Here is a 20,398-nt window from a genome sequence, read left to right as displayed (position 1 = left end):
CGGCGGGGGTGTGAACAGGATCTGGTGCCTGGGCACAGGCAATAACCTGTTCAACCCCACCGCGAACTGGCCCCCGCCCCGAGATATGTACCGAGGGAAGGCGAACGCCGGGGGTTCTCACCGGACGCCGAGGGTTTGGACAGGACGTCGAGGGTTTGGACAGGACGTCGAGGGTGTGGACAGGACGTCGAGGGTGCGTACAGGACGTCGAGGGTGCGTACAGGAGACCGGGGGTGTGGACAGGAGACTTGGGGCGCGCACAGGAGAACGGGGGTGCGAGCGAGATCTGGTTCCTGAGCACAGGCAATAACCTGTTCACACCCACGGCGCATTGTCTTCTGCCACGAGATGTGTACGACGGGAGGCCCGGGGGTCTTGATGCGATGCGCCTACGTCGACCTGGTGTGCCGGCTTCCACTGCGCTGGATCCGAATCCTGCATCAGGCCCCATATCGAGCGCTTGGGGCGGAGCCGTTGCATTCGTTAATTCGCGAGTTCCTGGCCCTCATTGGCCCAGAGAATCGAACAAGACCGTCAGACCCAGCCGCGCTTGGCCGCGGCCACCCCGAGCTCGAAGCGGCTGGCGGCGTTCAGGCGCTCCGACAAGTTCGCGGTGATCCGCCGCGCGGTACGCAACGAGATCCCCAGCAACCGCGCCACCTGCTCGTCCTTGGCCCCGCCGGCCAGCAGCCGCAGTACTTCGGCTTCGTGAGGTGTGAGCGGTGCCTCACCGTCGCGGTCGCTCGGGTCGAAAAGGTCCGTGGCTCGAGACCAATAGGCATCGAACAATGCGACGGCGACAGCGACCACTGCCGGCGTGCGGTGGATGACCGCTCCGGCCGTCGGGTTCTCCGGATCCATCGGCATGACCGCGATCTCTTGATCAAAAAGCAACAGGCGCATCGGCAAGGTCGGCGTGACTCGGACCTCGCCGCCGAGCCGGTGGACGGTCTCGACGTACTCGAGTGCCTGCTTCGACACGGTCATGCTCTGGAGGTACACGGTTCGCATCCTGAGCCCGCGCTCCAGCAACTCGAAGTCGGGAGAACGGTCCGATGAGGGAACGGTGTCATCGAAGTGCGCCGGTACGAGGCCCCAGAAGCCGTTCTTGGCCTTCAGCGCGAGTTCTTCGATGCGGCGCGAAGCGTTCGCGCGTCCTTTGAGCACTTCGACATCGCCGCTGGAGCGCGATGTCAGCAACTCGTTGTACTGCTCGGCGATGACCTCCGCGGAGGCCTCCGCCTCCTTCAGTTGGAGGAGTGCCTTGTTGAGTTCGGCTCGGCGGCGTTCCGCGAGGCCTGTCAGCCCAACGCGAGGATGAACTGCATGCTCGCCGTCCGGATTCGTCCAGGTCGGCACCAGAAGATCCAGGCTGCGGAGCTTGTCCATCAGCGCTTCGACCTCGCCGGTCGAGCGATCTACTAGCTTCGCGATCTGCTCGGGCGTACTGTCTGGGTGGCTGAGAAGGGCGTGATACACCGCGAAAGTGGCTTCGTCCACCCCCAGCGGCTCCAGCACGATCCCTCTCCTCCAGAACTTGTCGGAACCGACCATATCCAGACAACGTCGATAAAGGGGACACAACGGTCGGGACCGGATTATTTCGAAAGGGCGAAAAGTGATCAAGAAGTTGCTGAGCGTAGCCATCGGGTCCGTGGGACTTCTCGTCGCAGCGACACTTCCCGCTGCGGCCACACATGACATGCCGGCCTGTGGCGTGGGTGGCGTCTGCTGGTAGACGTTGGTCGGTGGGGCTCTGGACGTCCCGTAGACTGCTCGGTGTGGCTCGTGGCGATGGTCGGCTGACACAGGAACTCGACCCGCAGGACCTGGGTCCGCAGGACGCGTGTGGCGTCTTCGGAGTCTGGGCGCCGGGGGAAGAGGTTGCCAAACTTACCTACTTCGGGCTCTACGCCCTCCAGCACCGGGGGCAGGAGTCGGCTGGGATCGCTGTCAGTAACGGCAGTCAGATCCTGGTGTACAAGGACATGGGCCTGGTCAGCCAGGCGTTCGACGAGGCGACGCTGGCGTCGCTGCGCGGGCACATCGCGATCGGTCACTGCCGGTACTCGACCACCGGGTCCAGCGTGTGGGCGAACGCGCAGCCGACGTTCCGCAGTACGGCGACAGGCTCGATCGCGCTCGGGCACAACGGCAACCTGACCAACACCAGCGAGCTTGCCGCCAGCCTGAACGGCGAGGGCAACCTGGATCTTGGCCTGGACGCCGACGTCGACCATGCCAAGGCGAACGCGAAGCACGGCGCCTCGAGCGACACCGACATCCTGACGTCGATGCTGGCCGGCTACCCCGATCTCACCATCGAGCAGGCCGCGGCGAAGATTCTGCCGAAGGTCAAGGGTGCGTTCAGCCTGATCTTCATGGACGAGAACACGCTGTACGGCGCCCGCGACCCGCAGGGTATCCGCCCGCTGGTGCTCGGCCGGCTGGAGCGCGGCTGGGTGATCGCCAGCGAGACCGCCGCGCTGGACATCGTCGGCGCGAGCTTCATCCGCGAGGTCGAGCCCGGTGAGATCGTCGCGATCGACGCCGACGGGCTGCGCTCGACGAAGTACGCCGAACCGGACCCGAAGGGCTGTTTGTTCGAGTTCGTGTACCTGGCCCGCCCGGACACCCAGATCTCCGGCCGCCGGATCTACTCGACCCGCGTCGAGATCGGCCGTCGGCTTGCTCGCGAGCACCCGGCCGAGGCCGACCTGGTGATCGCGACGCCCGAGTCCGGGACGCCCGGCGCGATCGGGTATGCCGAGGAGTCCGGCATCCCGTACGGTTCCGGCCTGGTCAAGAACGCGTACGTCGGCCGTACGTTCATCCAGCCGAGCCAGACGATCCGCCAGCTCGGCATCCGCCTGAAGCTGAACCCGCTGCGTGAGGTCATCGAGGGCAAGCGCCTGGTCGTGGTGGACGACACGATCGTCCGCGGCAACACCCAACGCGCCGTCATCCGGATGCTGCGCGAAGCCGGCGCCACCGAGATCCACGTCCGGATCACCGCGCCGCCGGTGAAGTGGCCGTGCTTCTACGGCATCGACTTCGCCAGCCGCGCCGAACTGATCGCGAACGGGCTGAACACCGAGGAGATCTGCCGCTCACTGGGCGCCGACTCGCTCGGGTACATCAGTCTGGACGGTCTGGTCGAGGCGACCACGGTCCCGAAGGAGCGGCTCTGCCGGGCCTGCTTCGACGGCGCGTACCCGGTCGACCTGCCCGACCCGGAGCACCTCGGCAAGCATCTGCTCGAGCTGCCGGTGACCACCGATGTGGACGGTCTGGCGACGGTGTCCGGCGGCGGTGGCGCCGCGGACGCGCTGACCCGGCCGTAGCGCTCGGCCGAACCTCAGAGGGAGAACTGATCGTGAGTCAAGGCGCGAGCTACGCCGCTGCCGGAGTCGACATCGAGGCCGGTGACCGGGCCGTCGAGCTGATGAAGGAGTGGGTGGCGAAGGCGACCCGCCCCGAGGTGGTCGGCGGGCTCGGCGGGTTCGCCGGGCTGTTCGACGCAAGCGCGCTGACGTCGTACCGGCGGCCGTTGCTGGCGACCTCGACCGACGGGATCGGGACCAAGGTTGCGATCGCGCAGAAGCTCGGTAAGCACGACACGATCGGATTCGACCTGGTCGGCATGGTCGTCGACGACCTGGTGGTGTGCGGCGCCGAGCCGCTGTTCATGACCGACTACATCTGCACCGGCAAGGTGGTCCCGGAGACGATCGCGCAGATCGTGCAGGGCATCGCCGAGGCGTGTGTCGAGGCCGGTACGGCGCTGGTCGGCGGCGAGACCGCCGAACACCCGGGGCTGCTGGAGCCGGACGAGTACGACGTCGCGGGCGCGGCGACCGGTGTCGTCGAGGCCGACGAGGTGCTCGGTGCGGAGCGGGTGCGCGCGGGTGACGTGGTCGTGGCGATGGCGTCGTCGGGTCTGCACTCGAACGGGTACAGCCTGGTGCGGCATGTGTTCTTCGACCGGGCCAAGTGGAACCTCGACCGAGTCGTGCCGGAGCTGGGGACGACGCTCGGCGAGGTGCTGCTGACCCCGACCCGGGTGTACGCCAAGCACTGCCTCGAGCTGATCGGCGAGCTCAACGGTGCCGACGCGAAGCCGCTGCACGCGATGTCGCACATCACCGGCGGCGGATTCGCGGCGAACCTCGCGCGGGTGATCCCGGACGAGCTGACCGTACGGATCGACCGCTCGACGTGGACGCCGGCGCCGATCTTCGGACTCGTCGGCCTGCTCGGCGATGTCGCGCTGCCGGAGCTGGAGAAGACGCTGAACATGGGCGTCGGCATGGTCGCCGTCCTCGACCCGTCCTCGGCGGACGCCGCGATCGAGGCGCTGGCCGCCCGCGACATCTCGGCCTGGGTCTGCGGCGAGGTCACCGAAACGCCCGGCGGCACGGTCACCCTCGAAGGCACGTACGCCGAGTAGCCCGCGCTGGCTCAACGGTCGTGCGATCTCCAGACGTGCGATCTCCAGACGTGCGCTCACGCTGACCGGCGCACGTCTGTTCCGGCAGTCCGGAGGGTACGCCGAAGCGTCCGCGGTGGGTGATGCCGGTGTGGTGGAGCACGTCGGCGCACGGTGAACTGCTCAGGCACCCGAGGGGCGCTTGAGCAGTTCAGCCGGGCTGATGTTGCTTACCGACGGGGGTGGTAGTCGTCGGCGTCGTAGTAGTCGTCGCCGTCGTTGTCGCCGTTCGCAGAACTGGTGCCGCCCTGCTCACCGGACAGCTCGCGCTTGAGCTGCTCCAAGTCGGTGTCCCAGGTGCGGTACTTCAGGTCGCGTGCGACCTTCGTCTGCTTGGCCTTTGCACGGCCGCGCCCCATAGCGTCGACCCCCTCGCACAAGTCAACCGGGTACGCTGCGTGGCGCCCACGGATCAGTCGTCAGTAATCGTGGGTCAAGAATACCCGGAGCCTGGGATCGACACACGCACCGCCCCCTGGCAGAGGTCCGATCACCGGCAGCGGAACGGGTCCGGACCCCTCGAACCGGCCCGCTCCGCCGCGTCCGCGGGTGCTACTTGACCTCACGACGTGAGCTTGCCCACAGTCCCACGAGGGTCGGCAGGACGATCCAGACCCCGATCGCGGTGAGCGTTTCGGGCAGCATTCCGTGCAGATCCCGCTCCGCGATTCGGCCGAGGGCGCCGAAGACGTCCAGCCAGTTCGCGTTGTCCTTGAACAGCTCCGGCCCGGCCAGCCGCCACGCGGTCGGAGCGATGTAGAACACCAGGATCGCGACCGCGGTCTGGGCGATCACGGCACCGAAGGCGGCGGCCATCACCACGTTCAGTGCGACGGTCAGGTATCCGGCGGCGATCTCGCCGCCCATCCCGGCGTACGACGTCGCGCGGCCGGAGGTCGCCCCGCCGAGCGCCGTCCCGGCGAGCGCGAGAACCACGACGCCGGTGGTCACGACCGCGCCGAGAACGATCGCCGAGACGAACTTGGCCAGCTGGACGCGGATCCGGCGCGGGGACAGCGTGAACGTGGTCAGCGCGGTCCGCTGCGTCCACTCGGACGTCATCGCCATCACGCCGATGACCGGCAGGATCATCACCGGCCCGGACGTCGCGGCGGCGAGGAAGCCGTCGAAGTTGATGGTCCCGCGGGGCAGGTGCGTGAGTTGCCAGCCGACCGCGGCGACCGCGAGCAGCAGGATCGCGGCGATCAGGACCCGGCCGCTGCGGGTGTCGACGGACTTGCGGAGCTCGAGGGTGACGAGCTTCAGGAACGACTGTCCACGCGCCGGCGGCAGGCTGGTCGCCACCTGGTCTCGGTGCTTGGCGGGTGCCGGAGGAACGGCTTCGGTCACGGTGGTCATAGCGGTCTCCAGAGAAAGAGGAAGGGATCAGGCCGCGGCCGGCGCGGAGGTCAACTGGAAGAACAGGTCCTCCAGGCCGGCGCCGTCGCTCTGGCGGAGCTCGAGAAGGATCTGGCCGGCAGCAGCGGCGGCCCGCCCGACCTGCTCAGGGGTGGCGTCGACGCGGACCGAACCGTCCGGGAGCGACTCGGGCTGCAGGCCGGCCGCGCTCAAGGCGTCGGCCAGGCCCGCCGGGTCGAGGCCGCGGACGAGCGTGCCGGAGCCGGCCAGCAGTTGGTCCAGCGGTCCGTCGGCGACGATGCGCCCGTTGCCGATGACCACCAGCCGGTCGACGGTCGCCTGCACCTCGCCGAGCAGGTGGCTGGACAGGATCACCGTGCCGCCCCGGGCGGCGAAGTCCTGCAGCAGGCCGCGCATCCACCGGATGCCCTCCGGGTCCATACCGTTCGCGGGCTCGTCGAGGATCAGGACCGCGGGGTCGCCGAGCAGCGCGCTCGCGATGCCGAGCCGCTGCCGCATGCCGAGCGAGTACTGCCCGACGCGGCGCTTCGCGGCGTGGCTCAGCCCGACGGCTTCGAGCATCTCGTCGACACGCGCCTTCGGTGCGCCGAGCAGGCCCGCGTTCAGCAGCAGCGTCTCGCGGCCGGTGCGGCCCGGGTGCTGCGCTGCCGCGTCGAGCATGACCCCGACGACCCGGCCCGGATTCGGCAGGTCGACGTACCGCCGGTCGTCGATCGTGGCGAGGCCGGAGGTCGGTGGTGTCAGGCCGGTGAGCATCCGCAGCGTCGTGGACTTGCCGGCGCCGTTCGGCCCGAGGAAGCCGGTGATGCTGCCGGGCCGGACGGTGAAGGAGACGTCCTGGACAGCCGTGGTGCTGCCGTAGCGCTTGGTCAGGTTCTCGACGGTGATCATGCCACCGAGTCAACCGTCGGGGACCCCCGTCACACATCGGACGGTCGGCGTCGATGACCCCCTACGAAAGTCATGCGGTTCGCTCGCGGATCGTAGCCGAAAGTGGGAGGTGATCGCGGCGAGCGCCGAACTACAGTGACCGAATGCGACGGTTGCGCCGGTGGTACGCCTGGTGGGTCAGGCATGCCCCGCGCCTGCGCGACTTTCTGTACGTCGGGTTCAGTCTGCTGACCATCGTCGTCCAAGCGGGAGCCGGCAACAACGGCTGGTCGGTCAAGGACTGGTTCGTGCTCGGCGCCGGCATCGTCGCCTCGGTCGTGCTGCTTTGGCGGCGGCGGTTCCCCGTGGCCGTCACGGCGATCACCGTGCTGGCGATGCTGGTCGGTGGGGTCTTCGTTCCGATGGGTCTCGCCCTGCTGACGTTGGCGATCCGGCGTCGCGACCATGCGCTGGCGATTCTCGGCGTGGCCGCGTTCGCCGCCTACGTTGTCTACGACTGGCGCGACGGGAATCTGATCTGGGTGTCGTTCTTCACCGCGCCGTTCCTGGTCGGCAGCTGGATCGCCGCCGGAGCGTACATCGGCGCGCGTCGCGACCTGATGGTGTCGCTGCGGGATCGCGCCGAGCGGGCCGAGGCCGAGCGCGAGTTGCGTGGTGAGCAGGCCCGGCTCGGTGAGCGGTCCCGGATCGCCCAGGAGATGCACGACGTGCTCGCGCACAAGGTCTCACTGATCGCGCTGCACGCGGGCGGCCTGGAGGTGAATCCGGCCGTCGACGCGGAGAAGGTCGAAGGGTCGGCCCGGCTGATCCGGGAGACCGCCCGGCAGGCCATGGAGGACCTCCGCGAGGTGCTCGGCGTCCTGCGGACCGACGTCAGCGTGGATGGAGCCGACCTCGCGCCGGTCCCGAAGGCCGCGGACCTCGAGCGCCTGATCGAGGCCTCCCGTGAGGCCGGCGTCATAGTCAGGTACGACGTTGCGCTGCCGTTCGACGTACCGGTGTCGGTCGGGCGGACCGTCTATCGCCTGGTGCAGGAATCGCTGACCAACGTGCACAAGCATGCCCGTGGTGCGGCGACCGAAGTCTGTGTCCACGGGGCTCGCGGCGACGGCGTGACGGTCAGGGTGACGAACGTCCGGCCGGTGGCCGCTGGTTCACTGTTGCCCGGTGCGGGCGCCGGCCTGGTCGGCCTGCGCGAACGGGTCGAGTTGGTGGGCGGCCGGTTGTGGGTCGGTCCGACACCCGAGGGCGGCTGGCGAGTCGAGGCCTGGCTCCCCTGGCCCGACGTGGCGCGGTACGGAGATGGGGAGCAATGACGCGGCTGTTGATCGTGGACGACGAGGCGCTGGTGCGGGCCGGGCTGAAGATGATCCTCGAGTCCGACGACGACCTCGAGGTGGTTGCCGAGGCCGAGGACGGGGCGGACGCCGCGGTGATGGTGCAGGAGCATCGGCCGGACGTCGTCCTGATGGACATCCGGATGCCGCGCCTCGACGGGCTCGCCGCGACTCGTGCGGTGCAGGCGCTGCCGGATCCGCCGAAGGTCGTCGTGCTCACGACGTTCGACCTGGACGACTACGTGTTCCGGGCGTTGCAGGCAGGGGCCAGTGGGTTCCTGCTCAAGGACACCCCGCCGCGCGAGCTCGTCCAGGCGATCAAGGTCGTGGCGGCCGGTGACGCGATGCTCTCGCCGGCGGTCACCCGGCGGTTGATCGGGCACTTCGCCGGAGACCCGCGCGCGGACCGGAAACGGGCGGCGCAGGAGCGGATCGGCAGACTGACCGAGCGGGAGCGCGAGGTGCTCGTCGAGGTCGGTCGCGGCCTGCCGAACGCGGACATCGGCCGCAAGCTCTTCATGAGCGAGGCCACGGTGAAGGCGCACGTCTCCCGCGCCCTGGTGAAACTGGACGCGACCAACCGCGTCCAGGTCGCGATCCTCGCCTACGAAGCCGGCCTGCTGGACGACTGAGACAAGAAACCGGCCCGATCCGTCGGAGGGGTGGGGGAGAGCGACGGTTCGGGCCGGTTTCGAAGTCAGCGTGCCTGGGGGGAGAGGACGCTGACGACCGGTGGGCGCCCGATGGGGGGGGGGCGGGCGCCGTCCGGTCAGGACTCAGACGCGGCCGAAGGCCACGCGGCTGGTCCAGATCTTCGCCTTCGCGACCGGGCGACCCGGCTTCGAGGCGTGCCACAACATGTTGCCACCGGCGTAGATGCCGACGTGGTACACACCGCCGCCGCTGTTGCGGAAGAACACCAGGTCACCCGGCTTCGCGGTCTTGCGGCTGATGTGCTTGGTCGCGCTGTACTGCTGACGCGACGTACGCGGGAGCTTCTTGCCGGCCTTCTTGTACACGTAGCCGGTGTAGCCGGAGCAGTCGAAGCCGCGCGGCGTGGTGCCGCCGTAGCGGTACGGCGTGCCCTTGAGCTTGGCCGCCTCACGCAGAACCTTGGCTCGGAACGTTCCGACCGAGCTGCCGGAGGCGCCGTACGGACCGTAGAGCACCTTGTGCTTGGCGGCCCAGGTCAGCCGGCCCCAGGTCAGCTTGTCCGTGGTGCCGGTCGGCTTCAGACCCCACGAGGTCTGGAACTTCTTCAGGATCCGGACGGTGCTGGTGCCGAAGTAGCCGTCCGGGCCGAGGTGCAGGGCCTTCTGGACGTACTTGACGGTCGGGCCCTTGTCGCGGAACCGCAGCAGCGGCTTGCTCGCGATGCTCCAGTAACCCCGGGGAACGGTCGTCGCGGCGCTGGAGGTGGTCGCCGCCGAGGCGGTCGATGTGGTCGTCACGGAGAGCGTGGCGCCGCCGCCGACAGCGAGGCCGACGGAGAGGACGGCCGCAGCGGCGCGGGGTGCGCCCGGACGGGAGGTCTTGGTCTTGCGGTGCTTCGCCAGGGTCCGGCCGGTCGGCCGGTCGGTACTGGATTCAGCGGTGACGGCGCGCGACAGCGTCGTCCGTCGGGCAGTGACGGGCATGGTTGTCTCCCGACGCCTGCGAGGTTAGCTGTCGGGTTCGGGCTGGGATTCATCGCCCGGTCCGCTCCCGCGGACTTCACCCCAGGGTTCCGACCACTCACGGTCGAGACCCAACTTCCTGGGTCCCCCACCTCCGCCATGGTTCGTTCGAGGGGAGCACACGAGCCTGGCGGAGCTCGGCGTTGACTCGTGTGCGGTTCGTGTTGTTTACCGAACCGCCGACGACTGTATAACAGAACGATCACGGCGCAAACCCTTGAATCCACAGACCAGTGCCACAGCGGCCCTCGGTAGGCCTCTGACGGATCAGGAAGTGGGGGTGCGGACCTGGTGCTCTGAGCGTGCCCGAGCGGGGCTCAGGCGGCCAATGAGCGCTTCGGTGTGGCGTCCGTCACATTTCATGATTGCTTTCTGTGACAACGAGCACAGAGGGTGGTCAGGGCACCCTAAAGTTCTTGCGTGTTCAGGTAGTTTCCGAGCAGTTCGTGGAAGCGCTCCAGCCCGATGTTCCCGCCGGACAGCACCACTCCGACGCGCTCCGGGAGCCCGTGGATCCGTCCGGCCAGCAAGGCCGCCAGCGCACTCGCGCCACTCGGCTCCAGCACGATCTTCAGCCGTTCGAACGCGAACGCCATCGCGGCCAGGATCTCCTCGTCGCTGACCAGTTCGTACGCCTCGACCAGGCGCTGGTTCACCGCGAACGTGAGCTCGCCCGGCGTCGAGATCGCCTGCCCGTCCGCGATCGTCCGCGGCACGGGGATCTCGACCCGCTCGCCGGCCGCCTGCGACCGGGCGTGGTCGTCCCCGGCGGCCGGTTCGATCCCGATCATCCGGATTCCGGGCGCCATCAGCGTCGCCGCGGTCGCGCAGCCGGCCATCAACCCGCCGCCGCCGACCGGGACGAGCAGTGCGCCGAGATGTCCGACCTCCTCGATCAACTCGAGCGCGACCGTTCCCTGTCCGGCCATCACGTCGTAGTGGTCGTACGGCGGAATCAGCGTCCGTCCACGCTCCGCGGCCAATGCGTGCGCCAATGCGGTGCGGTCCTGCGTGTACCGGTCGTACGTCACCACCTCGGCGCCGTACCCGCGGGTGGCGGCCAGCTTCGTCGGCGGCGCGTCCTCGGGCATCAGGATCACCGCCGGTGTCCCGGCCAGTTGTGCGGCGAGCGCGACCGCCTGCGCGTGGTTCCCCGACGAGTATGCCGCCACGCCCGCGGTCAGTTGCTCGCCGGTGAGCCGGCTGATCGCGTTGTACGCACCGCGGAACTTGAACGCACCGATCCGCTGAAAGTTCTCCGCCTTGAGGAAGACCTGCGCCCCGACTCGCTCGTCGAGCGTTCGCGAGGTGAGCACCGGCGTACGGTGCGCCACTGCCTGCAGGCGCTCGGCGGCGGCCCGGACATCTGTGAGACTCAGCACGATCCGACGGTAGTCGCGGTCGATGTCAAAGGACGCCAGCCCGCTCCGTACTGATGGTGAGAGGCGCCCGTCCGGGTGCCGCGTGTGAAGGAGACATCGTGAAGTACCTACTGGTCCTGAACATCAATTCCGACGTCCTCGACGCGCTGTCCGAGGAAGAGCAGCAGGCCATCGGCGCGGGGCACCAGAAATTCCTCGACACGATCAAGTCGACCGGTGAGTTCCACAGCACCGTCGCGCTGCAGCAGCCGGCGCAGTCCGCGACGGTCAAGGTCCGCGACGGACTTCCGGCCGTCACCGACGGGCCGTTCGTGGAGTCGAAAGAGTTCCTTGGCGGGTACTACCTGATCGACGTGGCGTCTCGGGAGCGTGCCTGCGAGCTGGCCGCGATGATTCCCGATGCCGCCATCGAAGGGCTGGGCGTCGAGGTCCGCGGGGTCGTGTTCGAGGACGGTCTCTGAGTCGACGAACGACGGCGGGCCTCCCTCAGGGGAAGCCCGCCGTCGTCGTGTTTCGTCGTTCTCAGGGGGTCCGGCCGGATCAGTCGGTCTGGTCGTCGACCTTCGCCTCGGCGGCGTTCCGCTTGATCGAATCGATTCCGTTGAGCGCGGCGGCCTTCGAGCCGTAACTCTCGCTGCTGGTCGCGATGACCTCGCCGTTCCCGGCTTTCAAGCGGAACCGGAACTCGCCGGACTTGTCCTTGTACAGCTCGAACTTCCCCGCCATCGGTGTACCTCCGTTGTCAGTGGTATCGCTCCACTGCGGAGCGTAACCCGCTCGCCACGCTCGCGCCGGTCGTACACGCCCGTCCTGCTGTTCGGTCCGGCTACGGGCGGATGCCGCGGATCCCGGCGAGGGTGAGTTCGATGCCGATCTCGTAGTACCGGTCCTGGGACTTCGGCCAGATCAGGGTGCGCGCGGCGGAGGTGATCCGCGGGTACCGCTCGGGGGACAGGGCGTTGAGCGACGCCTGCTTCCGCCGGACCGAGGCCGCGCGCGCCTCGGGATCGCTGACCTCGCGGGCGATCGGGTCGCCGACCACCAGCGCGACCAGCGCGGAGACCGTCTGCCGGCCGACCTCCGCCGCGTCGTCGACCGAGAATCCGCCCTGCACCAGGAGGTCCAGGGTCCGCTCGGACAGCGCCAGGCCGGCCTCGGCGACCAGGAACTGGGTCCGGGTCAGGTCCGCCAGGCGTGGATGTGCGCGCAGCGCGGTGACTACCGCGGTCAGCAACTCCCGCAGTTGCACGTCCCAGGGCGCGTCGCTCGGCTCCGGCAGGACGACCTCCGCCAGCAGGCGAGCGCCCAGCGCCGCGAGCAGGTCGTCCTTGTCCTTGAAGTGCCGGTACAGCGCCATCGGCGTGACGTCGTGCTGCGCGGCCAGCTTCCGGAGCGAAATCGCGGCCGGGCCTTCCTCGTCGGCGATCGCCAGCGCGGTGTCGACAATCTTCGCCGGATCGAGTCGTTCCTTGGTGGCCATGTTGACAAGTTTACACCGTAGACTTACCGTCTACTGCGTAAGCTTACGCTGTATACGTACGGCGTACACAAGTCTTCCCGAATGAGGTACGACGATGCGACGCAGTCCTTGGGTCACGCTGGCGGTGCTGGCCCTCGCGCAGTTCATCGTGGTGCTCGACGTGACGATCGTGAATGTCGCGCTGCCCCACATCCAGACGGATCTGGACTTCTCCGCCGCGACCCTGCAGTGGGTCATCAACGCCTACACGCTGCTCTTCGGCGGCTTCCTGCTGCTCGGCGGGCGGACCGCCGATCTACTCGGAGCGCGCCGGGTGTTCACCGCGGGAATCGTGCTGTTCGGTGTGTCCTCGCTGATCGCGGGGCTGTCGAACTCGCCGGAGCTGCTGATCGCGGCGCGGGCGGCGCAGGGCCTCGGCGGCGCGATGCTGTCACCGGCGGCGCTGGCGATCCTCACCACGACCTTCGACCACGGCCGCGAGCGCAACCTCGCGCTGGGCGTCTGGGGTGGTCTGGCCGGTCTCGGCGGCACGCTCGGTGTCGTCGCGGGTGGTGTCCTCGTTGACTCGCTCAGTTGGCAATGGGTGTTCTTCGTCCACGTTCCGATCGTGGTCGCGTTGCTCGTGCTGATCCCGGTGTTCGTCCCGGATCGCCGGCACGCGACGGGTCGCCGTACGTTCGACGCCCTCGGCGCGGCACGCACATGCTGCCTGGAATCGTCATCTTCGGCTTCAGCATCGTGCTGGTCACCGTTCCGGCGCAGATCAACGCGGTATCGGCCGTACGACCTGCTGAGGCCGGCGCCACCTCGGGCGTCGTCAACTCGATGAGCCAGGTCGGAGCGGCCCTCGGCCTCGCGATTGTCACGACGCTTTCCGTTGCCCACACCAACCATCAACTCGCTCACGGCGCGGGCCGACTTGAAGCGCTTCAAGCGGGCTATCACCGGGGCCTCCTCGTCGGCGCGGCCTTCGCCGTCACGAACCTGCTGCTGACCTTTGCCGCGCCGCAACTGCGGTCCAGGTCCACCCCGGTCCCAGAGGTTGCGGCCGCCGCGTAGGTGCCGTGAGCAACATCCTCGTGCTGGTACTGGAGAACTGGGGGCTCTGGAGGCGGTTGACGGGGTGATCCCTGATGTGCGGACGGGGCGACGCCGGAAGGCTGGGGAACCGGATCGACACATGAGGAGAGCGGGATGATGGTGGCACTGGTGACGGCGGCGGCGATGGCTTTGGGGCCTGCAGCGGCCGTGCCGCAGGACATGGAATTGCAGCGCAAACTCGACGCAGTGGTGGCGATCGGGGCGCTGGCCGAGGTACGCGACGGCACGCGGGTTTGGCGTGGCAGCAGCGGGGTGGCGGAGCTGGGCACGACGCGGAAGGTCCCGGTCGCGGGGCGGTTCCGGGCCGGCAGTATCACGAAGACGTTCGTCGCGGCCGTCGTACTGCAGCTCGTCGCCGAGCATCGGATGCGACTCGACGATCCGGTGGAACGCTGGCTGCCGGGCGTCGTCCCTAACGGCGAGAACATCACGGTGCGGCACCTGCTCAACCACACCAGCGGTTTGTACGACTTCAAGGACACACTCCCGATGCCGCCGAACCCGGCGTTCTACGAGCTCCAGCACCGCACGTGGACGCCGGCCGAACAGATCGAGCAGGCTCTCGCACATCCGCCCGTTTTCGACCAGCCGGGTTCGCAGTACGACTACTCGAACACCAACTACGTCCTGATCGGCGAGATCATCGAGAAGGTCACTGGTCACACCTACGCCGAGGAGATCGAGCGGCGCCTGATCCGCCCGCTCGGCCTGCACGGTACGTCGATGCCCGGTACGTCGCCCTACCTCAGGGGACCGCACGCGCACGGGTACGTACCGAAGGACGGCGAGCTGGTCGACTTCACCCAGATGAACCCGTCGCTGTTCGGCGCGGCCGGTGAATTGATCTCGACCACGCGCGACCTGAACCGGTTCTTCGATGCGCTGCTCGGCGGCCGGTTGTTGCCGGATCGGCTGCTCGAGGCAATGAAGACGCCGGGTACGCCGGACCGCGCATACGGTCTGGGCCTCTCGTGGCACGACACCGCCTGCAAGATCCGGGTGTACGGCAACGACGGCGACGCGCTGGCCTACCAGGCCTACACGTTCATGACCGAGGACACCCGGCGCCAGGTCACGATCGCGGTCACGCCGCGGCTGCCGGACAACCCCGACACGTCGGTCGACGCGTTCATCGACCAGGCGATCTGCTGAGAAACCGGTCACCGGATGTGACATAGTCGGCGGGCCGGTTTCGTCACCGAGAGAAACGGCGACACTGGTATGGATGCCTGTTGCCATCTCCCGAAGGGGTCCGGGACCTTGGAACTCGCCTTGCTCGGTGCCGACGACTGGCCGATCGCCCGGGAGGTGCGCCTCCGGGCGCTGAAGGATTCCCCGAGCGCGTACCTCGCCGACTACGAGGACGAGGTCGCCGTCGGAGAGGACGGCTGGCGGGAACGTTTCACCCGGATGCGCTGGGTCGTCGCGCGCGACGCGGCCCGCATCATCGGCCTCGCCAGTTCGGTCCGCGTCGAGGGCCGGCCGCCGTCCGAACGCCACATCGAATCGGTCTGGGTCGACCCACGATACCGCCGTACCGGCATCCTGCGAGCCGTCCTCGCCGAGCTCGCCGCGGTCGAACCGGACGTCACCGAGTGGCGCGTGTGGGTGCTGGACACCAACACGGTCGCCCGCGCGGTGTACGAACGCCTCGGCTTCGACCCGACCGGCGAACGCCAGCTGCTAGCTGACGGCTCCGGCCGTTTCGAGACCCGGCTCCGCCGATTCGGTGGGTAGGCCGTAGCCACACGACGTCCAGTTCGCCAGCTGAAGGTAGCTCAGCGCCTCTTGCTTGCTCAGGTTGGTCGGCAGGTTGCTGAGCATCTTCTGCCACAGCTCCTCGTCTTCCTGCCAGCATTTGATGAACTCGACGCACAGCTCCGGCGAAATGCTCAACGCCCATTTCAGCGCGGTTTCCAGCGAATTCTCGATCCGGTGATACTCGGTGACGTCGAACGACGACTTCGCCGCCCGCACATCGGCCAAGGTGTCGGTGATTGTCGTCAGCCGGACAGTCTTGAAGTAGTCCCAGTACGACGTCTGCATCGCGATCCGCAATTGATCCTCGAAGGTCGCGTCGGGTTGCACCTCGAACGCCGCGAACAAACCCTCGGCCAGCAGATCGCCGAACTCCTCCCGGGCGGCCCGATCCGGATCGGCGAACGGGTCGTATTCGAGCTGCCGGACCTCGCCGATCTTCGGAATCGCCCGGCGCGCCGCATGCCGGGCGAAGAAGAACCAGTCCTCGTTGTAGATATCGGCGAAGAACGACAGCTCCGGCCGCTGCAGATCGACACCGAGCACCGCGCCGCTGACGAACACATCCTGCGCGCTCACCAGCCGCCGGGCGTGACAGACCACCGAGTTGTCCGGAAAATCCCAACTCGCCATCGAGGCCACCGGGTGCCGGTCGAGGTACACATTCAGGCGCTGGACGTCCCTGGCCTTGAGCTGCCGGATGTCGTCGTCGACGAACAGAATCTTGTTCCATCCGCACAGCCTGCCGAGCAACAGGCCGATGTTGCGCTTTGCGCTGAGGTCGCTGACCCGGCCCGCCGAGGCTTGCCGGAACTTCTCGGCGGACGTCTGCGGCGCCGGGCACGGCGGTCGATAGTCGTCAGGAATGCCGATGACCAGGGCCTGGGCGCGAAACTTGGCATTCACCCGTCGAACGACCTGCGCGACCTGCGCGCTCCGGCTGCAAAGGATGACCAACGGCACCCGCAGTTCGGCGGACAAGTTGATGACGCTCTGCAGCTCCGACGCCGGACGTGCAGCCGGTACGACGATGGCATCGAGCCGTGTGTTCGCCGACGCCGCCATCGGGACGGGTCCGTCGAACAGCAGGCCGGCGTGGGACGCCTTGATTTGTCGAGCTCGACGGCTCATGCGCCCTCGTCCTCCGGAGACCACTCGAAGAGCCGGTTGTCCTCGATCTCGAGGTCCGGCGTCACGGCTTCGCCGTTGATGACCGGAACGCGCGTCAGCAGCCCGTAGACGCCGCCGGGGAATCTGTTGGCCAGGTACGACTCATTGCGTTCGCGGACGGCATCGTCGGTCAGCATCCGGACCGAGCCCAAGACTCCGCGGCTGTACACGCCGTTGCAGATGGTGATAGTACGGCTGCGGTTGAACGGGTTGGGGAGTCGCGCGAACAGCGCAACGTCCTCGACGAGCTCGCGGGGCGTGCCGCCCTTCCAAGCGTCTTGTGCCTGCTCGGTCTCGAGCTCTTCTGCTGTCGGGGCTTCCTCGTCGGAGTTCTTACGCTCTTCCCAGACCGGGCGGTACTCCCTGCCGTCGCGCGACCGGAAGATCTCGCCGTCGGCCAGGTCCGGGACCGACATCTGACGGATCGGGAGGTTGTCGAGGACGCGGAGCAGCCGGCTGGTGACCCGGTTCCAGGCGATACCGCCGATCAGGATCAGGTGACCGGACAGATGGTCCGCGGTGACCTCGGACGGCAGTCGGTGGCGCACCCGCAGTTCCGGGTTCGACGCGCGGACGTGGCCCCACATCTCGATCAGCGCGTCGAGATCGGCGTACCGGTACAGCCTGGTGTGGTTGGGGTTGTTCTCGTCGGCCAGCGGCGACCGTCCGACTTCGGGAACCTCCGGGCAGATCAGCGTGATCCGGCCGGACTCGAAGTCGAATGTGTAGGAACTCGCGGAGGGCGTGCCGGTCTGCTGGTGGCGAACGTCGTCGCGCAGCATGACGAGCTCACGGTGCAGGGAGGTGAACCGCTCACGCTCCGCGGGACTGAGGTCCTGCTCACGCGGCATTCGCTCCAGTGGCGGCGACATCGCGAAGAACAACGCGTACGCCCGGAGCTTCTCCTCCGGCGGCAGCTTCGGATTCGACTGCGACTCCCAGGAGCTGATCGTCGCGACCGCGACCCGGACCTCGGCGCTGAGCGCCTGCGACACGTCCTTCTGGGTCAGCCCAGCGGTCTCCCGCAGGTCCCGGAGTCGTCTGGCGAGTCGTACGGCCTCTGGAGAAGGGGCCACTGTCACTCCCGTCAATGGTCAACCAACTACGGGTGCCCAGGACCGGCCGATCCGCCACCCGCTCTACCCGACTTCACCGAGCCCTGCTGTACTTCGCACCACCGAGGTTCACCCGGTTCGTGTTCGCCGTGGTCGGGCTGGGGGCTCGCGCGCGTACGGTCCGACCACCACTGCTCCTGACAAAGTAGCGGTCGACCGCAGTTACACCGTGGGTCTACCGTAATACCGAAGTCGACCTGAAGCCAACTGTAACGCCCCGCCACGCCGAACGCTCCACTCGGGTGTTGCAGACTCAGGCGGGGATCTCTGGAGTGAGCTGATGCGCGCCGATGACGACGGGTTGATGGCGGCAGCAATCGTCGTGAGCTTGCGGCACCTGGTCCTGAACGCCGGCTGGCGCAGTTCACCTTTCGATGTGTTCGACGTCGACGTGGACTTCGAGGCCAGAACCGCGACCCCACTGGTCGGCGGGTTATTGCGGCGCTGGCGTGAAACAACTCGCTAACGGTGAAACAAGCCGTTGGTGCTGAGGTGAAGTAGAAGGGCTCGCCGCGCCGATTGGTCGGGTGGCGATTGCGGAATAAAAAAGCCCTCTCCGGTGGTGGAGAGGGTGGTGGTGGTCAGGGGCGGTCTCGAACCGCCGACCTTCCGCTTTTCAGGCGGACGCTCTACCAGCTGAGCTACCTGACCGGGGAGAAAACTCGGCGGCGGTGTTGTTGTGGACACCGCCGCCTTCTCCTGGCGACCCAGACGGGACTCGAACCCGCGACCTCCGCCGTGACAGGGCGGCACGCTAACCAACTGCGCCACTGGGCCAGATGACTCGATGATCTTACAGCATCTTCGAGGTACTTCTTGCACCGGCCTTTCGGCCGTATCCCCAACGGGATTCGAACCCGCGTTACCGCCTTGAAAGGGCAGCGTCCTAGGCCACTAGACGATGGGGACTCGGACCCGCGGGAGCCGAAGCTCCAGGGACAGCCGTAAGCATAGAGGGTTTGCCGCCATGCTCCAAAACGAGTTCCCGCGCGGCCGCCGAACCCCGTCGCGCGAGGGCGTCGAACCCCGTCCCGCGAGGGCGCCGAACGCCGTCCCGCGAGGGCGCCGTACGCCGGGAGGAACTCGGCGTACGGCGCCCCGGCCGGTGGTGAGTGACCGGCCGGCGGCGGCTGATCGAGCGACGGTCAGGACGTCGCGTCAGGGGCGATCAGCTGCGGGTACCGGGCGGTGAAGCGGTCGGCGAAGGTCAACGAGGGAAGGATGAAGCCCTGCGGCCGGGCGGTGTCCGCGACGCCGTACGCCCACAGTGCGGACTTCATCCGCTGGTTCGGGGTGCCGTGGTGGCCGTCGGCGGTGAAGCCGCAGTCGCCCAGCTGGTAGAACATCTGGCCGAACGCCTGCACCCGCTTCCAGTTCATCGATTCGCCGCGGGCGTGGGTGAGGAAGTAAGCACTGAACGCGTCGGCCATCAGTTCGATCCGCCGGGTCGCCTCGGGCGCGGGCAGGTCGCTGTTCATCAGGTCCTCGCCGTACTGGATCTGGTGGCCGAACTCGTGCGCGAGGATCGCCTGCGGCGCCACGTCGCCGAGTCCGACCCGGGCGAACCCTTTGAGTACGCCGTCGCCGAAGGTGATCCGCCGGTGCGAGAGGCCGTAGCCGGGGACGTCCTCGCCGCCGGGGGAGGCGTAGGCGTTGAAGGTGAACACGGGCAGGTCGCCGTACCCGAGGGCCGCGCTGTTCAGCTCGTGCGCGACCAGGTCGGCCGAGACGCGCGAGGCGGCCGGGTCGGCGCCGTACAGGACCGTGAAGACCCGGTAGTTCCGGTCCGAGTCGAGCATGATGCGGCCGTGCGCCGGTACCACGTCGATGTCGGCGGAGGAGATGTCCCAGAAGCGCTTCAGGTTGCGGAACGTCTTGTCGACGGTGTGAGTGAATTCACCCCGTACGCCGTACGTGAGCGGGCCGCTCTGCGGGAAGTAGACGCCGTCCAGCATCGCGATGTCGAACAGCAGCACGTGCAGAACGGCCAGGCGCTGTTCAAAGGTCCAGCTGGCGACGTCGGGCAGGATGGCCGCGGTGACGGGCGGTGTCTCGCTGGAGCACTCGTACTGCGTCGGATCGATCGCTGCGAGTAAGGCGTCCCGCGCCGGGCTGTCGGCCAGGCCGAGCTCGGCGCGCCGAGCCTCTGCGCGGGCCCGCATGGCCGGCAGGTTGTCAACGACCTGCTGGACGTCCGGTGAGAGGCTCTGGACCGCTGCCGGCGCCGCGGGATCGGCTGCGGCCGGTGTGGCCGTCAGGCCGAGTGACAGGCCGACGGCTGCTACCGCCGACCAGACCATGCTCTTTCTCATAAACAACTCCTAGGGGGACCGAGGGGAGAAAGCGGCATCAGTATCTGCACGTACCGGTGGGCGCCACGAGGTGTTGTGCTGTCGGAATCCGGCATGGCGGGAACCTGTCGCCGACTGATACACAGAGGCCATGGAGCCGCTCCAGGCGCTGGGTGTCTCGGCACCGGCCGAGACGCTGTACCTCGACCTGCTGCAGAACCCGGGTACGCCGTCTGACGTCATAGCGGCCGCCACGGTGACAGCGAGACCTGTCTGGCCGAGCTGACAGCACTGGGGCTCGTGGAGCGGGCAGACGGCGGCGCACAGC

At 68.0% G+C, this 20,398-nt stretch carries 22 protein-coding genes, 3 tRNA genes and 1 riboswitch; of the genes, 11 read left to right on the top strand and 14 right to left on the bottom strand.

Going from position 1 to position 20,398, the window contains the following annotated elements:
- Positions 1-534: 534 nt before the first annotated feature.
- A complete protein-coding gene (locus AB0B82_RS25135) occupies positions 535-1,518 on the bottom strand; it encodes a LuxR C-terminal-related transcriptional regulator (RefSeq protein WP_360173170.1) in 984 nt (327 codons plus the stop codon).
- A gap of 263 nt (positions 1,519-1,781) precedes the next feature.
- Between AB0B82_RS25135 and purF the strand changes: the two genes are divergently transcribed.
- Both purF and purM read left to right on the top strand, forming a co-directional pair.
- Entirely contained in the window at positions 1,782-3,344 is a 1,563-nt protein-coding gene (gene purF, locus AB0B82_RS25130) for an amidophosphoribosyltransferase (protein ID WP_360173167.1), read from the top strand.
- A 32-nt stretch (positions 3,345-3,376) separates the two neighbouring features.
- Complete coding sequence (purM, locus tag AB0B82_RS25125) at positions 3,377-4,450, top strand: phosphoribosylformylglycinamidine cyclo-ligase (RefSeq protein ID WP_360173164.1); 1,074 nt, start codon at positions 3,377-3,379, stop codon at positions 4,448-4,450.
- A gap of 209 nt (positions 4,451-4,659) precedes the next feature.
- Here purM and AB0B82_RS25120 read toward each other — a convergent pair whose 3' ends face one another.
- From AB0B82_RS25120 to AB0B82_RS25110, 3 genes are all read right to left on the bottom strand, one after another.
- On the bottom strand, positions 4,660-4,848 hold the full coding sequence (locus tag AB0B82_RS25120; RefSeq protein ID WP_360173161.1) for a DUF3073 domain-containing protein: 189 nt from the start codon (positions 4,846-4,848) through the stop codon (positions 4,660-4,662).
- A gap of 193 nt (positions 4,849-5,041) precedes the next feature.
- On the bottom strand, positions 5,042-5,848 hold the full coding sequence (locus AB0B82_RS25115) for an ABC transporter permease (protein WP_360173158.1): 807 nt from the start codon (positions 5,846-5,848) through the stop codon (positions 5,042-5,044).
- 27 nt (positions 5,849-5,875) lie between these two features.
- On the bottom strand, positions 5,876-6,760 hold the full coding sequence (locus AB0B82_RS25110; protein ID WP_360173155.1) for an ABC transporter ATP-binding protein: 885 nt from the start codon (positions 6,758-6,760) through the stop codon (positions 5,876-5,878).
- A 143-nt stretch (positions 6,761-6,903) separates the two neighbouring features.
- Between AB0B82_RS25110 and AB0B82_RS25105 the strand changes: the two genes are divergently transcribed.
- Together AB0B82_RS25105 and AB0B82_RS25100 are read left to right on the top strand one after the other, a co-directional pair.
- Positions 6,904-8,076: a histidine kinase gene (locus tag AB0B82_RS25105; protein ID WP_360173152.1), complete on the top strand. Its 1,173-nt coding sequence runs from the start codon at positions 6,904-6,906 to the stop codon at positions 8,074-8,076.
- On the top strand, positions 8,073-8,729 hold the full coding sequence (locus tag AB0B82_RS25100) for a response regulator transcription factor (protein WP_360173149.1): 657 nt from the start codon (positions 8,073-8,075) through the stop codon (positions 8,727-8,729). Before AB0B82_RS25105 ends, AB0B82_RS25100 begins: the two co-directional genes overlap by 4 nt.
- Before the next feature lie 144 nt (positions 8,730-8,873).
- Here the strand turns inward: AB0B82_RS25100 and AB0B82_RS25095 are convergent, their stop codons facing one another.
- Both AB0B82_RS25095 and AB0B82_RS25090 read right to left on the bottom strand, forming a co-directional pair.
- A complete protein-coding gene (locus AB0B82_RS25095; protein ID WP_360173146.1) occupies positions 8,874-9,734 on the bottom strand; it encodes an NlpC/P60 family protein in 861 nt (286 codons plus the stop codon).
- Positions 9,734-9,926, bottom strand: a riboswitch (cyclic di-AMP (ydaO/yuaA leader). Its footprint overlaps the gene before it by 1 nt.
- 254 nt (positions 9,927-10,180) lie before the next feature.
- Positions 10,181-11,155, bottom strand: a complete 975-nt coding sequence (locus AB0B82_RS25090; protein ID WP_360173144.1) for a pyridoxal-phosphate dependent enzyme — start codon at positions 11,153-11,155, stop codon at positions 10,181-10,183.
- A gap of 98 nt (positions 11,156-11,253) precedes the next feature.
- On the opposite strand from AB0B82_RS25090, the gene AB0B82_RS25085 reads away from it, so the two are divergent.
- On the top strand, positions 11,254-11,616 hold the full coding sequence (locus AB0B82_RS25085) for a YciI family protein (protein ID WP_360173141.1): 363 nt from the start codon (positions 11,254-11,256) through the stop codon (positions 11,614-11,616).
- Between the two features lie 79 nt (positions 11,617-11,695).
- On the opposite strand, the gene AB0B82_RS25080 is transcribed toward AB0B82_RS25085, so the two are convergent.
- Entirely contained in the window at positions 11,696-11,881 is a 186-nt protein-coding gene (locus AB0B82_RS25080; RefSeq protein WP_360173138.1) for a YegP family protein, read from the bottom strand.
- 100 nt (positions 11,882-11,981) lie between these two features.
- Positions 11,982-12,635 (bottom strand): TetR/AcrR family transcriptional regulator, encoded by a 654-nt coding sequence (locus tag AB0B82_RS25075; RefSeq protein WP_360173135.1) that lies wholly within the window; start codon positions 12,633-12,635, stop codon positions 11,982-11,984.
- A 94-nt stretch (positions 12,636-12,729) separates the two neighbouring features.
- Here AB0B82_RS25075 and AB0B82_RS25070 point away from each other — a divergent pair, with 94 nt between their 5' ends.
- The 4 genes from AB0B82_RS25070 to AB0B82_RS25055 all read left to right on the top strand — a co-directional run bounded on the left by AB0B82_RS25070 (position 12,730) and on the right by AB0B82_RS25055 (position 15,473).
- Positions 12,730-13,464, top strand: a complete 735-nt coding sequence (locus tag AB0B82_RS25070) for an MFS transporter (protein ID WP_360173132.1) — start codon at positions 12,730-12,732, stop codon at positions 13,462-13,464.
- Complete coding sequence (locus AB0B82_RS25065; protein WP_360173129.1) at positions 13,461-13,694, top strand: hypothetical protein; 234 nt, start codon at positions 13,461-13,463, stop codon at positions 13,692-13,694. Before AB0B82_RS25070 ends, AB0B82_RS25065 begins: the two co-directional genes overlap by 4 nt.
- Before the next feature lie 135 nt (positions 13,695-13,829).
- The gene (locus AB0B82_RS25060; RefSeq protein WP_360173126.1) at positions 13,830-14,888 is read left to right on the top strand and encodes a serine hydrolase domain-containing protein; all 1,059 of its coding nucleotides are present in this window, start codon (positions 13,830-13,832) and stop codon (positions 14,886-14,888) included.
- A gap of 108 nt (positions 14,889-14,996) precedes the next feature.
- The gene (locus AB0B82_RS25055) at positions 14,997-15,473 is read left to right on the top strand and encodes a GNAT family N-acetyltransferase (protein ID WP_360173124.1); all 477 of its coding nucleotides are present in this window, start codon (positions 14,997-14,999) and stop codon (positions 15,471-15,473) included.
- On the opposite strand, the gene AB0B82_RS25050 is transcribed toward AB0B82_RS25055, so the two are convergent.
- Positions 15,420-16,625, bottom strand: a complete 1,206-nt coding sequence (locus AB0B82_RS25050) for a hypothetical protein (protein WP_360173121.1) — start codon at positions 16,623-16,625, stop codon at positions 15,420-15,422. The two genes, AB0B82_RS25055 and AB0B82_RS25050, sit on opposite strands and share 54 nt — an antisense overlap.
- The gene (locus AB0B82_RS25045; protein WP_360173118.1) at positions 16,622-17,740 is read right to left on the bottom strand and encodes a helix-turn-helix domain-containing protein; all 1,119 of its coding nucleotides are present in this window, start codon (positions 17,738-17,740) and stop codon (positions 16,622-16,624) included. Before AB0B82_RS25045 ends, AB0B82_RS25050 begins: the two co-directional genes overlap by 4 nt.
- Before the next feature lie 319 nt (positions 17,741-18,059).
- Between AB0B82_RS25045 and AB0B82_RS25040 the strand changes: the two genes are divergently transcribed.
- Positions 18,060-18,245 carry a hypothetical protein gene (locus tag AB0B82_RS25040; protein WP_360173115.1) on the top strand — a complete coding sequence of 62 codons (186 nt, stop codon included), beginning with the start codon at positions 18,060-18,062 and terminating at the stop codon, positions 18,243-18,245.
- 109 nt (positions 18,246-18,354) lie between these two features.
- Here AB0B82_RS25040 and AB0B82_RS25035 read toward each other — a convergent pair.
- The 4 genes from AB0B82_RS25035 to AB0B82_RS25020 all read right to left on the bottom strand — a co-directional run bounded on the left by AB0B82_RS25035 (position 18,355) and on the right by AB0B82_RS25020 (position 20,091).
- Positions 18,355-18,430: transfer RNA gene (locus tag AB0B82_RS25035), tRNA-Phe, on the bottom strand.
- A gap of 49 nt (positions 18,431-18,479) precedes the next feature.
- Positions 18,480-18,556 (bottom strand) — tRNA-Asp (locus AB0B82_RS25030).
- A gap of 59 nt (positions 18,557-18,615) precedes the next feature.
- Positions 18,616-18,688 (bottom strand) — tRNA-Glu (locus tag AB0B82_RS25025).
- Positions 18,689-18,924: 236 nt separating this feature from the next.
- Entirely contained in the window at positions 18,925-20,091 is a 1,167-nt protein-coding gene (locus tag AB0B82_RS25020; protein WP_360173112.1) for a hypothetical protein, read from the bottom strand.
- A 130-nt stretch (positions 20,092-20,221) separates the two neighbouring features.
- On the opposite strand from AB0B82_RS25020, the gene AB0B82_RS25015 reads away from it, so the two are divergent.
- A complete protein-coding gene (locus AB0B82_RS25015; RefSeq protein ID WP_360173109.1) occupies positions 20,222-20,356 on the top strand; it encodes a hypothetical protein in 135 nt (44 codons plus the stop codon).
- Positions 20,357-20,398: the final 42 nt, after the last annotated feature.

The sequence above is a fragment of the Kribbella sp. NPDC048915 genome (assembly GCF_040649595.1).
Classification (GTDB): domain Bacteria; phylum Actinomycetota; class Actinomycetes; order Propionibacteriales; family Kribbellaceae; genus Kribbella.
Note: the sequence above shows the minus strand (reverse complement) of the source record. Positions and strands in the feature narration are given on the sequence as shown.